15 protein-coding genes are annotated in these 15,638 nt (G+C 70.5%); 6 read left to right on the forward strand and 9 right to left on the reverse strand.

Annotated elements, in window-relative coordinates; genetic code table 11:
* Nucleotides 1-5 precede the first annotated feature (5 nt).
* Entirely contained in the window at nt 6-932 is a 927-nt protein-coding gene (locus BBJ41_RS04970) for a sugar ABC transporter substrate-binding protein (RefSeq protein ID WP_069745565.1), read from the reverse strand.
* 307 nt (nt 933-1,239) lie between these two features.
* Between BBJ41_RS04970 and BBJ41_RS04975 the strand changes: the two genes are divergently transcribed.
* The 5 genes from BBJ41_RS04975 (at nt 1,240) to BBJ41_RS04995 (ending at nt 7,553) form a co-directional block, all read left to right on the forward strand.
* Nucleotides 1,240-3,195 carry a bifunctional 5-dehydro-2-deoxygluconokinase/5-dehydro-2-deoxyphosphogluconate aldolase gene (locus tag BBJ41_RS04975; RefSeq protein WP_069745566.1) on the forward strand — a complete coding sequence of 652 codons (1,956 nt, stop codon included), beginning with the start codon at nt 1,240-1,242 and terminating at the stop codon, nt 3,193-3,195.
* A 47-nt stretch (nt 3,196-3,242) separates the two neighbouring features.
* Nucleotides 3,243-5,126: a 3D-(3,5/4)-trihydroxycyclohexane-1,2-dione acylhydrolase (decyclizing) gene (gene iolD / locus BBJ41_RS04980; RefSeq protein WP_069745567.1), complete on the forward strand. Its 1,884-nt coding sequence runs from the start codon at nt 3,243-3,245 to the stop codon at nt 5,124-5,126.
* Between the two features lie 48 nt (nt 5,127-5,174).
* On the forward strand, nt 5,175-6,104 hold the full coding sequence (gene iolE / locus BBJ41_RS04985; RefSeq protein WP_069745568.1) for a myo-inosose-2 dehydratase: 930 nt from the start codon (nt 5,175-5,177) through the stop codon (nt 6,102-6,104).
* 56 nt (nt 6,105-6,160) lie between these two features.
* Nucleotides 6,161-6,979 carry a 5-deoxy-glucuronate isomerase gene (gene iolB / locus BBJ41_RS04990; RefSeq protein WP_069745569.1) on the forward strand — a complete coding sequence of 273 codons (819 nt, stop codon included), beginning with the start codon at nt 6,161-6,163 and terminating at the stop codon, nt 6,977-6,979.
* Nucleotides 6,980-7,058: 79 nt separating this feature from the next.
* Nucleotides 7,059-7,553 carry a heme-degrading domain-containing protein gene (locus BBJ41_RS04995; protein ID WP_069745570.1) on the forward strand — a complete coding sequence of 165 codons (495 nt, stop codon included), beginning with the start codon at nt 7,059-7,061 and terminating at the stop codon, nt 7,551-7,553.
* A gap of 43 nt (nt 7,554-7,596) precedes the next feature.
* Here BBJ41_RS04995 and BBJ41_RS05000 read toward each other — a convergent pair whose 3' ends face one another.
* The 8 genes from BBJ41_RS05000 to BBJ41_RS05035 form a co-directional block, all read right to left on the reverse strand.
* The gene (locus tag BBJ41_RS05000) at nt 7,597-8,343 is read right to left on the reverse strand and encodes a glucose 1-dehydrogenase (RefSeq protein WP_069745571.1); all 747 of its coding nucleotides are present in this window, start codon (nt 8,341-8,343) and stop codon (nt 7,597-7,599) included.
* 161 nt (nt 8,344-8,504) lie between these two features.
* Nucleotides 8,505-9,209 (reverse strand): ABC transporter ATP-binding protein, encoded by a 705-nt coding sequence (locus BBJ41_RS05005; protein WP_069745572.1) that lies wholly within the window; start codon nt 9,207-9,209, stop codon nt 8,505-8,507.
* Nucleotides 9,206-9,958, reverse strand: coding sequence for an ABC transporter ATP-binding protein (locus tag BBJ41_RS05010; RefSeq protein ID WP_069745573.1), 753 nt, complete (start codon nt 9,956-9,958; stop codon nt 9,206-9,208). The genes BBJ41_RS05005 and BBJ41_RS05010 overlap by 4 nt, the downstream gene beginning before the upstream one ends.
* Complete coding sequence (locus BBJ41_RS05015; protein ID WP_069745574.1) at nt 9,955-11,184, reverse strand: branched-chain amino acid ABC transporter permease; 1,230 nt, start codon at nt 11,182-11,184, stop codon at nt 9,955-9,957. The genes BBJ41_RS05010 and BBJ41_RS05015 overlap by 4 nt, the downstream gene beginning before the upstream one ends.
* Entirely contained in the window at nt 11,177-12,112 is a 936-nt protein-coding gene (locus BBJ41_RS05020; protein ID WP_069745575.1) for a branched-chain amino acid ABC transporter permease, read from the reverse strand. The genes BBJ41_RS05015 and BBJ41_RS05020 overlap by 8 nt, the downstream gene beginning before the upstream one ends.
* Before the next feature lie 9 nt (nt 12,113-12,121).
* Nucleotides 12,122-12,559, reverse strand: coding sequence for an acyl-CoA thioesterase (locus BBJ41_RS05025; protein WP_069747588.1), 438 nt, complete (start codon nt 12,557-12,559; stop codon nt 12,122-12,124).
* A gap of 129 nt (nt 12,560-12,688) precedes the next feature.
* Nucleotides 12,689-13,225, reverse strand: coding sequence for an NUDIX domain-containing protein (locus BBJ41_RS05030; RefSeq protein WP_069745576.1), 537 nt, complete (start codon nt 13,223-13,225; stop codon nt 12,689-12,691).
* A 121-nt stretch (nt 13,226-13,346) separates the two neighbouring features.
* Nucleotides 13,347-14,597, reverse strand: coding sequence for a YbfB/YjiJ family MFS transporter (locus BBJ41_RS05035; protein WP_069745577.1), 1,251 nt, complete (start codon nt 14,595-14,597; stop codon nt 13,347-13,349).
* Between the two features lie 122 nt (nt 14,598-14,719).
* Here BBJ41_RS05035 and BBJ41_RS05040 point away from each other — a divergent pair, with 122 nt between their 5' ends.
* Nucleotides 14,720-15,634, forward strand: coding sequence for a LysR family transcriptional regulator (locus BBJ41_RS05040; protein WP_069745578.1), 915 nt, complete (start codon nt 14,720-14,722; stop codon nt 15,632-15,634).
* The last annotated feature ends 4 nt before the right edge of the window (nt 15,635-15,638 follow it).

The following is a 15,638-nucleotide window of genomic DNA, read 5'->3' on the forward strand; positions in this document are numbered from 1 at the left end:
GCCGGTCAGTGCTTCGCGTATTGGTTCATGTTTTCAGGCGTCACGAGCTCGAACGGCACGTTCACGTAGCGGTCGACGGGCTGCTTCTTCGCCAGCTTCAGCGCCGCCGCCACCGACTGCGCGCCCTGTCCGACCGCGTTCTGGTACACGGACACCTTCAGCTCGCCGCTCTTCATCGAAGCCAGGCCGTCGGGCGTCGCGTCGATGCCAGCGACGACCGTCTTCGGCGTCCACTTGCGCGCGGCTTTCAGCGCGTTGATCGCGCCGATCGCCATTTCGTCGTTGTTCGACACGATCGCGTCGAACTTCGTCCCGGAACTCAGCCAGTTCATCGTGATGTCCTGGCCCTGCGTGCGGCTCCACTTGCCTTCGCGCTTGTCGACGATCTTCATGCCCGAGCAATCCTTCGTCGCGATCACGTCCTCGATGTCCTTGGTGCGGGCGCGCGCCGATTCGTTGGACAGCTCGCCCATCAGCACGAGGAGGTCGCCCTTGCCGCCGAGCAGCTTGCACACCTGGCGCGCCTGCAGCGTGCCCGACTGCTTCTCGTCGGACGCGACGACCGCGACGCCCGCCGGCAGCTTGTCGAAATCGACCGGCTTGCGGTTCACGTAGACGAGCGGGATCTTCGCCGCCGTCGCCATCTTGGTGATCTTCGGCGTCGCGTCGGTATCGACCGCGTTCACGATGATCGCGTCGACCTTCTGCGCAATCATGTTCTGGACCTGGCTCAACTGCTTGCCGACGTCGTTGCCGCCGTCCTCGATCTGCACCGTCGCGCCGTCCTTCTTCGCCGCGTCGGTGATGCTGTTGCGCAGGATGGTCAGGAACGTGTCGTCGAACGACGCCATCGTCACGCCGATCTTCTCGGCATGCGCGAGCGGCGCAGCCAGGATCGCGGCGGCCGCGACGGCCATCAGCTTGGTCTTCATGATCAATCTGTCTCCTCATCTCCGGGGGCGGAAGACGGCGCGTTGCGCGCCGCCGGGCCGAGTCCGATACGGACTGAAGCATCCGGATGAAACTGTAGATCACTTCCTCGAAAATTTGGAAATTTATTTCTACGTGGTTTCACCTAGAGAATTGGATTTCCAAAAATTCTAGACTGCGTCCGTAGCCCGATTCCTTGTGGCAGGCAGTCTCGCGTCGTGCAGCACATCAGATGCGGACAGTCGCCCGAGGACCGGCCCCCTAATCCGCCGGCATCGCCGAACGCCGGCCGCGAGCGTGACACGTGATATGAGCCTGCTGAACTTCCCGAGTGACCGCCCCATCGATCTCGCCTGCCTCGGCCGCGTCGCCGTGGATCTCTATGCGCAGCAGTACGGCAGCCGCCTGGAAGACGCGCGCAGCTTCCAGATGTATCTCGGCGGCTCGTCGGGCAACGTCGCGTTCGGCGTGGCCCGGCTCGGCCTGAAGACCGCGATGATCTCGCGCGTCGGCGACGAGCAGATGGGCCGCTTCCTGCGCGAGACGCTCGAGCGCGAAGGCTGCGACACGAGCCAGCTGCAGACCGACCGCGAGCGCCTCACCGCGCTGGTGCTGCTCGGGCTGAAGGACCGCGACACCTTCCCGCTGCTGTTCGTGCGCGAGAACTGCGCGGACATGGCCGTGCGCGCCGACGAGATCGGCGAGGACTTCATCGCGGGCTGCCGCGCGCTCGCGATCACCGGCACGCATCTGTCGACGCCGGCCACGCGCGAAGCGTCGCTGACCGCGCTCGGCTACGCGCGCCGCCACGGCGTCGTGCGGATCCTCGACATCGACTACCGGCCCGTGCTGTGGGGCTTGACCGCGCGCGGCGCGGGCGAGAACCGCTACGTGCCGGACGCGCAGGTGACGCGGCAGTTGCAGCAGGTGCTCGGCGAGTTCGACCTGCTGGTCGGCACCGAGGAGGAATTCCTGATCGCGGGCGGCGTGCCGCACGACCTGATCGCGTCGTTGCAGGCGGTGCGCGACATCACCGGCGCGACGCTGGTCGTCAAGCGCGGCGCGCTCGGCTGCTGCGTGATCGACGGCGACATCCCCGCGCGCGTCGACGATGCGCCGACCTTCCTCGGCGAACGCGTCGAAGTGCTGAACGTGCTCGGCGCGGGCGACGCATTCCTGTCGGGCCTGCTGTCGGGGCTGCTGCGCGGCCTCGACTGGGCCGAATCGACGCGCATCGCGAACGCGTGCGGCGCGATCGTCGTGTCGCGCCACGCATGTTCGGCCGCGATGCCGACGCCGGCCGAGCTCGCGCACTGGTTCGACGGCAGCCGCAACCCGGTGGTCGACGCCGACCGCACGCTCGCGCACCTGCATCGCGTCACGGTGCCGCGCCGCGAATGGGACGACCTGTGCGTGATGGCGTTCGACCATCGCAGCCAGTTCTACGAACTCGCGGTGCAGGCCGGCGCGGACGAAGCGCGGATCAGGACGCTCAAGCGCCTGCTCGTGCGCGCGGCCGAACAGGTCGAGCGCGATCGTCATATCGAAGGCCACGTCGGCGTGCTGATCGACGGCGGCGCATACGGCAGCGACGCGCTCGCGTCGGCCACCGGGCGCGGCTGGTGGGTCGGCCGCCCGGTCGAGCTGCCCGGCTCGCGGCCGCTGCGCTTCGACGACACGCGCTCGGTCGGCTCGACGCTCACGCACTGGCCGACCGAACAGGTCGTGAAGTGCCTCATCCACTATCACCCGGACGACGACGTCGACCTGCGCGTCGAGCAGGAACAGCGCGTGCTGGAATTGTGGGAAGCCACCCGCGCCAGCGGCAACGAGCTGCTGCTGGAAGTCATTCCGCCGCGCGCGGTCACGCCGGCCGGCACCGAGGACGATGCGGTGCTGCGCGCGGTCGCGCGTTTCTACAACCTCGGCGTGATGCCCGAATGGTGGAAGCTCACGCCGCTGAGCGCCGACGGCTGGTCGCGGCTCGAAGCGCTCGTCGCCGAACGCGATCCTCATTGCCGCGGCGCGGTGATCCTCGGGCTGAACCAGCCGCTGCAATATCTGATCGACAGCTTCCGCTCGGCGACCAACCCGATCGTCAAGGGCTTCATGGTCGGACGCACGCTGTGGGCCGACGCGGCGCCGCACTGGTTCGCCGGCCGGATCGACGACCAGGCGCTGGTCGACGAGGTCGCCGGCAATTTCGCGCAGCTCGTCGACGCGTGGCTCGGCCGCCGCGACGCCGCGCGCGCAGCCGCGGCCTGATGCCCGTTCCCGCCATGACCGCCCCGATTCCTCACCACCGACCGACGATGACCACCACCGTGAGACTGACCGTCAGCCAGGCGCTCGTGCGCTATCTGGCCGCCCTGCGCGCCGAAGTCGTCCAGCCCGACGGCCGCACCGAGATCCTGCCGTACTGCGGCGGCGTGTTCGCGATCTTCGGCCACGGCAACGTGGCCGGGCTCGGCGAAGCGCTGCATGCGGAAAAAGACCGGCTGCCGACCTTCCGCGCGCACAACGAGCAAGGGATGGCCAACGCGGCCATCGCGTTCGCGAAGGCGAATTTCCGCCAGCGGATGATGGCCGCGACGTCGAGCATCGGCCCCGGTGCGACCAACATGCTGACCTCGGCCGCGCTCGCGCACGTCGGCCGGCTGCCGCTCTTGCTGCTGCCCGGCGACGTGTTCGTGTCGCGGCTGCCCGACCCGGTGCTGCAGCAGGTCGAGGACTTCGAACAGGGCGACGTCAGCGCGAACGACTGCTTCCGGCCGGTGACGCGCTACTTCGACCGGATCACGTCGCCCGAGCAACTGCTCGTCGCGCTGCCGCGCGCGATCCAGGTGATGACCGACCCCGCGCAGTGCGGCCCCGTGTGTCTCTCGCTGCCGCAGGACGTGCAGACCTTCGCGTACGACTGGCCCGAGGATTTCTTCGCGCCGCCGGTGATCCGGATGCGCCGGCCGCCGGCCGACGCGCTCGAACTCGCCGATGCGCTCGACGTGCTGAAGGCCGCGAAGAAACCGCTGATCGTCGCGGGCGGCGGCGTGCTGTACAGCCAGGCGTGGGACACGCTGCGCACGTTCGCGGACACGCACGGCGTGCCGGTCGCCGAATCGCAGGCCGGCAAGGGCAGCCTGGCGTGGGACCATCCGCTGAACCTCGGGTCGATCGGCGTGACCGGCTCGCCGGCCGCGAACCGCGCGGCCGCGCAGGCCGACGTCGTGTTCGCGGTCGGCACGCGGCTGCAGGACTTCACGACCGGCTCGCACGCGCTGTACGGCAACGCGACGCTGCTGAGCCTGAACGTGCAGCCGTTCGACGCGGGCAAGAAGCGCGGCCGGCAACTGGTCGCCGATGCGCGCACGGGCCTCGGCCAGCTGTCGGCCGCGCTGGCCGGCTGGCGCGCCGATCCGGTGTGGACGGCTGCGAACCGCGACCAGGCCGCCGCATGGAACGCGCGCGTCACGGAACTCACGACCCGCGTGCCGCAGGACACGCTGCCGTACGACGCGGAAGTGATCGGCGCGGTGCGCGATTCGGCCGCCGACGCGGGACGCGACAGCGCGCGCGACGATCTCGTCGTCTGCGCGGCCGGCACGTTGCCGGCCGAGTTGCACAAGCTGTGGCGCAGCGGCGTGCCGGGCAACTACCACATGGACTATGCGTACTCGTGCATGGGCTACGAGGTCGCGGGCGGCCTCGGCGCAAAGCTCGCGCGGCCCGATCGCGAAGTGATCGTGATCGTCGGCGACGGTTCGTACATGATGCTCAACGCGGAACTCGCGACCTCCGTGATGCTCGGTCGCAAGATCATCGTCGTGATCCTCGACAACCGCGGCTACGGCTGCATCGAGCGGCTGCAGCTGAATTGCGGCGGTGCGAGCTTCAACAACATGCTCGACGACTGCGTGCCGGAAGGCGGCGAACGCTCGACGATCGACTTCGCGATGCACGCGCGTGCGATGGGCGCGGAAGCCGTGCACGTGCGCGACGTCGGCGAACTGCGCAGCGAAATGCGGCGTGCCCGCGCGGCGACGACGAGCCAGGTGCTCGTGATCGACACCACGCACCAGCGCACGACCGACGACGGCGGCGCATGGTGGGAAGTCGCGGTGCCGCAGGTATCCGCGCGCGCCGGCGTCGAAGCGGCGCACCGCGCGTATCTCGATGCGAAAGCGCGGCAGCGCCGCTGATCCCGCACCCACCCCGTGAAAACCCCATACGAACCAAGGAAGCACGTCATGAGCTGGAACGTCCGCATCGGTATCAATCCCCTGTCGTGGATGAACGACGACCTGCCGTCGCTCGGCGGCGAGACGCCGCTCGAAACGGCGCTGAAGGAAGGCGCCGAAATCGGCTATGCGGGCTTCGAGCTCGGCAACAAGTTTCCGAAGACCGGCCCCGAGCTGAAGGCGAAGCTCGCCGGGTTCGGGCTCGTGTGCGTGTCGGGCTGGTATTCGGGCTTCCTCGCGGAAGTCGGGCCGGGCATGAGCGACGCGGATGCGGTGGCCGCGGAAATCGAACGCTGCCGCGCGCACATGACGAAGCTGCAGTACAACGACGTGAAGGTGGTCGTATACGGCGAATGCGCGGGCACGATCCAGGGCAGCATCGACACGCCGGTCGCGAAGCGGCCGCGTTTCGTCGACGACGCAGCGTGGCAGCGCTACGCTGCGCGCCTCGACGCGTTCGGCGCGCACCTGCTCGCGACCTACGGGATCAAGCTCGCCTACCATCACCACATGGGCGCGTACGTCGAGTCGCCCGACGACGTCGACCGGCTGATGGCGCTGACCGATCCGGCCAAGGTGTTCCTGCTGTTCGACACGGGCCACGCGTATTTCGGCGGCGCGGCCGACCCGGTCACGCTGCTGAAGAAGCATGTGTCGCGCGTGGTCCACGTGCATTGCAAGGACGTGCGGCCGCAGGTCGTCACGCAGGCGCGCAACGGCGGCTGGAGTTTCCTGAACGGCGTGATCAACGGCACCTTCACGGTGCCGGGCGACGGCGCGCTCGACTACGAAGCGACGCTGCGCACGCTGAAGGACGCCGGCTACGAAGGCTGGCTCGTCGTCGAGGCCGAGCAGGACCCGGCCGTCGCGCCGAGCTATCAGTATGCGAAGAAGGGTTACGACTCGCTGCGCGCGATCGTCGACCGGTTGAGCGCCTGAACGATCGAACGCGTGTACGCATGAACGCTTGAGCCCCTGTTGAGGAGCCCCACCCCATGACGATTTCTCCCCTGCTGGTCAAGGCATCGCCCGACCGCGAAATCTGCAACGTCACGCCCGAGTCGGCCGGCTGGAAGCACGTCGGTTTTCGCGCGCTGCGCCTGAAGGCCGGCGACACCGAAACGCTCGACACCGGCGCGCGCGAGCTGTGCGTCGTCGTGCTCACGGGCACGGTGCGCGCGAGCGTCGACGGCGCAACCTACGATGCGCTCGGCAAGCGCGACAGCGTCTTCGAAGAAGTATCGCCGGACGCGCTGTACGTGCCGGGCGGCAAGACGGTCACGCTGGTCGCGACGCGCGACGCGGAAGTCGCGCTGTGCACCGCGCCGTACGCGCACGGCGACAAGCCCGTGCAGCGCCTCGACGGCGAACGGATGCGCCGCTCGGTGCGCGGGCAAGGCACCAACACGCGCTACGTGTGCGACATCCTGATGGGCGACAACCCGGCGGCCGAGCGCCTGCTCGTCGTCGAAGTCGTCACACCGGCCAGCCATTCGAGCAGCTATCCGCCGCACAAGCACGACCGCGACGCGGCGCCCGACGAGACCTCGCTCGAGGAAACGTACTACCACCGGATCGACCCGCCGCAGGGTTTCGCGTTCCAGCGCGTGTACACGGACGATCGCAGCCTCGACGAAGCGTGCGCGGTCGAGAACCACGACGTCGTGATGGTGCCGCGCGGCTACCACCCGGTCGTCGCGCCGCATGGCTACAACCTGTATTACCTGAACGTGATGGCCGGCCCGAGCCGCGCGTGGGCGTTCAAGAACGATCCCGCGCACGAGTGGATGCTCGACGCGGCGCCGACACGCTGAACGAACGACGGGCGAGCGCGCGGCCCGTCACCCGGCGACACCGGCGCGCGCCCCCGCACTTGCGACACACGGAGCCGCCATGGTGACGACCTTCCTGCGCATCGATCACGCGCCCTTCGACGAAGATGCGCCGGACACGGCGCTGCCGCATTTCAATGCCGACGTTGCGCGCCGGCTCGGGGAAATCGCGGTCAACATCGCATCGCGGCGCGGGCTGCCGATCGCGGTCGGCATCGTCGGCGAAGCGGCCCCGCTCTTTTACTGCGCGCTCGACGGCAGCGGCGCGCACGACAACGATGCGATTCGCCGCCGGCAGAACACCGTGCTGCGCTTCGGAGTGAGTTCGCTCGAAGTCGGCGCGTGCTTTCGCCGCGCCGGCTGGTCACTGGAATCGCAGGGATTGTCCGGCGCCGACTATGCGCTCGACGGCGGCGGCGTGCCGCTGCGCATCGCCGGAATCGGCATCGTCGGCGCGATGACGATCGCCGGGCTCGACTCCGAGCGCAATCACGCGCTCGTCGTCGAGAGCCTGCGCTGGCACGTCGGCGCGAACGCGCTGGCGATGATCGCGTAACGGCGCGATCAGTCCATGCGCGCCGACGCCCCGCGTCGCGGGATCAGCGCAACCCACCGCTCGCGACGAGGCGTTCGCCGGTCAGCCAGCGCGCATCGTCCGATGCGAGGAACACGGCGACCGACGCGATGTCGTCCGGCTCGCCGAGCCGCCCGAGCGGCGTCTGGCTGCGCATCTGCTCGTCGAGACCGGAACCGATGACGCCTGCACTGTGCGTGCCCTCGGTCACGATCATGCCCGGATTGATCGCGTTCACGCGGATCTTGCGCGGGCCGAGTTCGAGCGCGAGCACGCCGGTGATCGCATCGACCGCGCCCTTGGTGCCGCTGTAGACGGCGCTGGCGGGCGGCGTGATGCTGGTCACCACCGAGCTGATGTTGATGATGCTCGCGCCTTCGCCGAGATGCTTGACGGCCGCCTGCGTCACGAGCAGCACGCCGAACACGTTCGTATCGAACTGCCGGCGGTAATGCTCCTCGGTGATCGCTTCGATCGCCCCGAATTCGTAGACGCCGGAATTGTTGACCAGCACGTCGAGCCGGCCGTACGTGTCGATCGCCGTATCGACGATGCGCTGCGCGTCCGCTGCCTTCGACACGTCGCCGCCGACCGCGACCGCCCGGCCGCCGGCTTCGACGATCGCGCTCACGACCGCGTCGGCGCCCGCCTTGCTGCTCGCGTAGTTGACGACCACGGACGCGCCCTGCGCGCCCAGCGCCTTCGCGATCGCGGCACCGATGCCCTTCGATCCGCCCGTGACGATCGCTACCTTGCCTGCCAGCTTGCTCATGATTTCATTCCTCAGTCAGAAGACGTTCGATGGATGACGCCGCTTGCCGCATCGATGCGGCGGCCCGGCATGAGTGGCAATTTAAGGTGCGGCGCGGCGGCGATAAAGCGGCTCGACACGAATTGACTGGCGGGGTTTGCCGAACAATCGGCCAGGCGCCGTCAGCCGGCGCTCAGCCACGCATTGGCGACGTCGCCGCCCAGGCCGTCGAGCGCGCCGTCGTAGACGATCCGTCCGCGCCCCATCACCGCGACGCGCCGCGCGAGCCGCGGCGCGAACTGCAGCCGCTGCTCGATCAGCACGATCGCGACGCCGTCGGCCTGCAGCGCGGCAAGGCACGCGCCGACTTCGTCGACCGCGAGCGGCGCGAGCCCTTCGGCCGGTTCGTCGACGATCAGCACGCGCGGGCTGCCGGCGAGCGCGCGCACCAGCGCGAGCACCTGCTGCTCGCCGCCCGACAGCCGCCCGGCTTTCACGTCCGCGCGCGCGGCCAGCAGCGGAAAGCGGTCGAACAGGCGTTCGAGCGCGGCGCGCTCGGCCGCGCCGCGCGCACCGCGCAGCCCGAGCCGCAGGTTGTCGCGCACGCTCAGCAGCGGGAACACGTCGCGGCTTTCGGCAACGTAAGCCACGCCATGCCGCGCGATCTCGAACGTGCGCGCGCCCGCGCATTCGGCGCCGGCGATGCGCACCGAGCCGGCCGTGCGCACGAGCCCCATCACGGCCTTCGCGAGCGTCGAGCGCCCCGAGCCGTTGCGGCCGAGCAGCGCGAGCGTCTCGCCCGGCGCGAGCGACAGATCGACGCCGTCGAGCACGGGCTGCAGGCCGTACCACGCGCGCAGGTCGCGAATGTCGAGCAGCGCGTTCATGGTCCGCCTTCCCCGAGATACGCGGCGCGCACGGCCGGATCGGCGCGGATCGCATCGGGCGCGCCGGTCGCGACCACCGTGCCGCGCACGAGCACCGTGATGCGTTCGGCGAAACCGAACACCGCGTCCATGTCGTGCTCGATCATCAGCACCGTACGGCCCTGCGTCGTCGCGCGGATCAGCGCGATCATCCGCGCCGCCTGTGTGCGGCTCATGCCGGCCGTCGGTTCGTCGAGCAGCAGCGTGCGCGCGCCGCTCGCGAGCGCGATCCCGAGATCGAGCGCGCGCTGCTCCGCATAACTCAGCTCGGCGGCCGGCGTGTCGCGCCGCGCATCGAGCCCGACGTCGTGCAGCACGCGCGTAGCCGCGAGATCGACCGACGCCGATTCGCGCAGCCGGTTCCACCAGCGCCGCCGCTCGGCCGGCGCATGCAGCGCCGCGCAACGCAGGTTGTCGAATACGGTGAGGCGCGCGAATGCGCTCGTCTGCTGAAAACTGCGGCCGATGCCGAGGCGGCTCGCGACAACCGGCCCGCGCCCGCGCAGCTCGACGCCGTGCAGCACGACGCGCCCGCGCGTCGGCCGCGTCGCGCCCGCGATCACGCCGAACAGCGTCGACTTGCCCGCGCCGTTCGGCCCGATCAGCGCGTGGCGCTCACCGGCCGCGATGCTCAAATCGACGCCGTCGAGCACCGTCTGCGCGCCGAAGCGCTGCACGACGCCATGGAGCGCGATCGCATTGCCGTTCATCGCCCGTCCTCCCGCTCGCCGGCCTGCCCGCCCGGCAAGAGCCGCGCGCGCCAGCCCCACAGCAGCGTGCCGATGCCGGCCGCCGAGCAGGCGACGGCCCAGCCGGCCGGCGTATCGGCGTCGATGCCCCATGCGCCGAACGCGAAGCCCGTGCCGTCGTCCTGCGCGAAGCGCCACGCGTAACCGAGCTCGGCCGCGCAGACGATCGCAACGCCCCAAAACACGCACGCGCCGACGCCGCACAGCATGCGCCACCGCTCGGCCGCCGGCGCGCCGCGCCGCAACGCATGCGCGAGCGCTTGCGCGATGCCGGCGATCCCGCGCGGCGCGGCCACGACGATCACGACGAACAGCACGCCGAGATACAGCGCCCACGCGCGTGACACCCCCGCGACGACGATGCTCAGCGCCGTCAGCACGGCCGCGCCGGCCGCCGGCCCGAAGAACGCGCCGGTGCCGCCGATCACCGCGGCGATCAGCACGGTGGCCGAGCGCGCCATCGACACGCTGTCGGGTGTCGCGATCTCGACGTCGATCAGCGTCAGCGTGCCGGCGACACCGGCGAAAAACGACGCGCACGTCACCATCGCGAGCCTCACGCGGCGCGGCTCGGTGCCGAGCGCGGCGACTCGCGCGGGGTTGTCGCGCACCGCGTTCGCGAGCCGCGCGAGCGGCGTGCGCGTCAGCGCGTGCATCGCCAGCGCCGACGCGATGCACCACGCGGCGATCACCGCGTACGCCTGCGCGGGCGCGCCGAAATGCCAGCTGCCCCACGGCGTGCCGCGCGCGCGGTCGATCGGCACGCCGCCTAGCCCGCCGAACCACGCGGGCACGCTCCACGCGGCGGCCGCGACGCACTCGCCGAGCCCGAGCGTGATCATCGCGAACGCGGTGCCCGAGCGCCGCGTCGCAAGCAGCCCGGCGACGAAACCGAAACCCGCGCCGGCCAAGCCGCCGACGAGCGGCAGCAGCGGCAGCGGCCCGCCGAAATGGTTGAACCAGTGCGCGGCCGCGAATGCGCCGAGGCCCGCGAACGCCGCGTGCCCGAACGACAGCAGCCCGGTCGTGCCGAGCTGCAGGTTGTACGACAGTGCCAGCACGACGAGCGCGGCCGTCTGCGCGAGATAGCCGAGCACCGCACCGTGCGGCCACAGCCACCCGGGCAGCACGACGCATGCGGCGAACAGCGCCCAGCGCGCGAAGCCGGCGAGCGCGCGGCTACGCATCGGCACGCTCGCCGAACAACCCGCGCGGCCGCGCGACCAGCACGGCGACGAGCAGCAGATACGGCACCAGCGGCGCAAGCTGCGCGATCGACACGGCGGCCACGCTGTCGGGCAGCGTGAGCCCGGCCCATTGCGCGAGGTCGCGCAGCGACGTGTCGCTCGAGGCCGCGAAGGTTTGCGCGAACCCGACCGCGAGCGAGGCGGCGAACGCGCCGCCGAGCGAGCCGAGCCCGCCGATCACGACGACCGCGAACACGACCGACCCGACGGTCTCGGCCAGCGCGGGCTCGATCACCGCGAGCGGCGCGCCGATCACGCCGGCCAGCGCCGCGAGCGCGGTGCCCGCGCCGAACAGGCCCGTCATCACGCGCGGCACGTCGTAGCCGAGCGCTTCGACGGCCGCACGATGCGTGAGCGCCGCACGCACGACGAGCCCGATGCGCGACGCGCGCAGCAACGCGCCGAGCGCGACCAGCATCGCGGCGGACATGCCCATCATGAACAGCCGGTAGCGCGGCAGCGCGAGGCCGAAGACGCTCACCGGCGCGCCTTCGAACAGCGGCGGCACGGGCGCCGGCAGCGGCGCGAGGCCCCACAGGAGTTTCGCGCCCTCGCCGATCAGGTAGGCGAGGCCGAAGGTCAGCAGCAGCTCGCTCGTATGGCCGCGCGCCTGCACGCGGCGCAACAGCGTGCGTTCGCAGCCGGCGCCGAGCAGCCCGACCGCGAGCGGCGCGAGCACGAGCGCGGGCCAGAAGCCCGCGCGCGCCGCAATGCTGTAGCCGACATACGCGCCGAGCATGTAGAAGCTCGCATGCGCGAAATTGAGCACGCCCTGCACGCTGAAGATCAGCGTGAGGCCGGCCGACAGCATGAACAGCAGCAAGCCGTAACTGAGGCCGTTGAACGCCTGGAGCGCGAACGGGTGCACCGCGAACCGTCAGGCGGCGATCGATTCGAGCGCGGCGCGCAGCGCGTCGGGCAGCGGCACCGGGCGGCGCGTGCCGCGATCGACGTACACGTGCACGAAATGCCCTTGCGCGGCGGGCGCTGCGTCGCCGGCCGCGAACAGCCCGATCTCGTAGCGCACGCTCGACGTGCCGAGCTTCGCGACGCGCAGCCCCGCGTCGACCGACTGCGGAAACACGAGCGGTGCGAAGTAGTTGCACTGCGTCTCGACCACCAGCCCGATCGTCTGTCCGTGCTCGACGTCGAGCACGCCCGCGCGGATCAGATACTCGTTCACGACGGTATCGAAGTAGCTGTAGTAGACGACGTTGTTCACGTGCCCGTAGACATCGTTGTCCATCCAGCGGGTCGTGATCGGCAGGAAGTGGCGGTAGGCGTCGCGGGAACGCGGCTGCGGCTTGTCGGACATGGCGATGGCGGTCAGGACGATGAGGGGAAGCGCGGCGGCCGTGCGGCACGGCACATCGGCAAACGGCGGTGCGCCGCGGCGCGATCGCTCGCGGCGCGGCGGATGAAACCTTGCTGGCGGGCCGGCCCGTCACTGTCCCGGCCGGTCGACGAACTCGAAATCGAGGCCGCGCGCGCGCATCCAGTCGGCGAGCGCGACGCCCGTGCCGGCACGCCACGGGCGCAGCAGCGGCGGATCGACGAGTTTGTATTCGAGCAGTTCCGGCGACAGCGCGACCGTGCCCGACGCGCGCACGTGATACGCGATGATCAGCTCGTTCTTGCGGATGAATTCGTAGACGCCGACGAGCGACACGTGTTCGGCCTTCAGCGCCGTTTCCTCGAACACCTCGCGCGCGATGCCGTCCTCGGGCGTCTCGCCGTTCTCGAGGAAACCGGTGATCAGCGCGAACATCCCTTCCGGCCAGGCCGCGTTGCGCGCGAGCAGGATCTTGCCGTCGAGCTCGACGATCGCGGCAACGACCGGTAGCGGGTTGTTCCAGTGGACATAGCCGCAGGTATCGTCGGGGCACGCCTGGCGAACGCGGCCGCCTTCATGTTCGGGATCGGCGCGCTCGGTCAGCGGGCTCGCGCAGCGCGGGCAAAAGCGGTAGTCGGCGGTGGTCATCGATGGGGAGATGGCGGGCGCCCGGCGGCCGCCTGCCGGCCGCCCGCGCGCCCGCTCGGCGCGGGAAAGGCTTCATTCTAGCGAGTTTGCCCGCGCCGCAGACGATCCGGCCCCGCCGATATCAGGATTGCATGCGCGCGTGTGCGGCGCTCGCCGCGAAGCCGGCCGTGCCCGCGAGCAGTGCGCCCACCGCGAGCCACAGCGCCGGGGAAAACGACCCGAAACGCGCGGCAAGCGGCGCCGCGACGAGCGGGCCGAGAATCTGCCCGACCCCGTACGACGCGGTCGCATACCCCATCAGCCCAGCTGCACGCTCGCCGTGCAGGCGTCGTGCCTCGCGCATCGCGAACAGCGTGATCGCGGTGAACGGCAGGCCGAGCAGCATGCTGCCGACCGAGAAGCCGAGCGCATTCGGCCACACGATCCCGGCCGCGATGCCGAGCGCCTGCGTCGCGCAACCGGCCGCCAGCAGCAGGCGGTTGTCCCAATGCCCGGGCAAGCGCGCAGCGGTGATCGCGCCGACGATCAGCGCCGCGCCGAACATCGGCCAGAACAGGTCGGGCCACGGCGAACCGGCCGGCAGTGCGGCGCGCGCGATCACGGGCAGGAACGTCGCGGTGATGATGTAGCCGAAGCCCGGCGCCCCGTACAGCACGACGAGCCACGCAGCTTCCGCGCGATGGCGTCGCGCGCCGGCCGGCGCTGTGGAGGCAGCCGCCGTATGCGGCGCCGCACCGGCCGATGGCGCGGCTTGCGCCGGCGCGCCGCCGAACGTGCGCCAGATTACGACCGACAACACGGCCGACAGCGCCGCGAAGCCGAGCCAGCCTGACGCGGCGCGCTGGCCGGCCAGCGCACTGCCGATCAGCCCCGTCAGCACGATGCCGACGCCGGGCCCCGCGTAGATCACCCCGCTCCACTCCGGCGCGTACAACTCGGCCAGCCGCCGCAGCCCCCATTGCGACACGAACACGAACGTCCACGCGCTGACCACACCCGCAACGAAGCGCACCACGAGCCACACGGGCAGCAGGTGGCCGACGCCCATCGCGGCGGTCAGCAGCACGGTGGCCGCGAGCCCGAAGCGGACCATCCGAGCGGGCGAAACGCGCAGCGCCGCGCAACTGACCGCGCCGGCGAAGTAGCCCGCGTAGTTCGCCGATGCGAGCCAGCCGCCGGCTTTCAGGCTGATCGAGCCGTCGGCGAGCATCAACGGCAAGAGCGGCGTGAACGCGAAACGGCCGACGCCGAGCACGACGGCAAGGCCGACCATGCAGGCCAGCGCGGCCGTGCGGGCACGGCGGTCGGCCTGATCGATCTGGTCTGACGAAAGTACGCCGGCGACGGCGGACGGGGTATCGGAACGTGACATGGCGGCATGGGCCGGCGCTCGGCGCGCCGGCGGATCGGAAACCGGAATGCTGCGATCGTAGCTTGACCAAATGTTCTCGAAAAATGAATAATTGAGAATCCAATCATCGCTCGGAGAGAATCATGGATCTGGCGGCGCTGGCGATTTTCCGGGCCGTCGTGCGCGAGAACGGCGTGACGCGCGCGGCGGCGAAGCTCAATCGTGTGCAATCGAACGTCACGACGCGCATCAAGCAGCTCGAGGAGGAACTCGGCGCGGCGCTGTTCGTGCGCGACGGCCGCCGGCTCGTGCTGACGCCGGCCGGGCACACGCTGCTGCCGTATGCGGAGCGCCTGCTCGCGCTCGCCGACGAAGCGCGCGACGCGGTGCGCGAGGACACGCCGCGCGGGCGGCTGCGGCTCGGCACGATGGAAAGCACGGCCGCGAGCCGGCTGCCGACCGTGCTCGCGCGCTATCACCACGCGTGGCCCGACGTCTCGCTCGAACTCCTGACCGGCACGACGGGCTGGCTGATCGACAGGGTCCGCGACTTCGAGATCGACGCCGCGCTGTTCGCGCGCCCGCCCGCACCGGACACGCTGCCCGACACCTTCGAGACGGTGCCGGTCTTCCGCGAGGAACTGGTGCTGCTCACGCCGCGCGGCCATCCGCCGGTGCGCACCCCGCGCGACGTGATCCTGCCGACGCTGATCGCGTTCGAGCGCGGCTGTACGTATCGCAAGTACGTCGAGCAGTGGTATGCGGCGCACGGCGTCAAACCCGCGCGCGTGCTCGAACTCGGCTCGTATCACGCGATCGTCGCGTGCGTCGCGGCCGGTGCGGGCGTCGCGGTCGCGCCGCGTTCGGTGCTCGACCTGCAGCCCGAGACCGGCAACATCGCCGCGCATGCGATTCCCGAAATCGAAGGCATCGACACGCTGCTCGCATGGCGGCAAGGCTATGCGTCAGCGGCGCTCGCCGCGCTGCGCGACGCGCTCACGGAAGCCGCGCGGCAGCCGGACGATGCAGCGAAGCGGCCGGCGGCGGTGCCCGCCTGATGCG

Source organism: Burkholderia stabilis (assembly GCF_001742165.1).
In the GTDB taxonomy this organism is placed as follows: domain Bacteria; phylum Pseudomonadota; class Gammaproteobacteria; order Burkholderiales; family Burkholderiaceae; genus Burkholderia; species Burkholderia stabilis.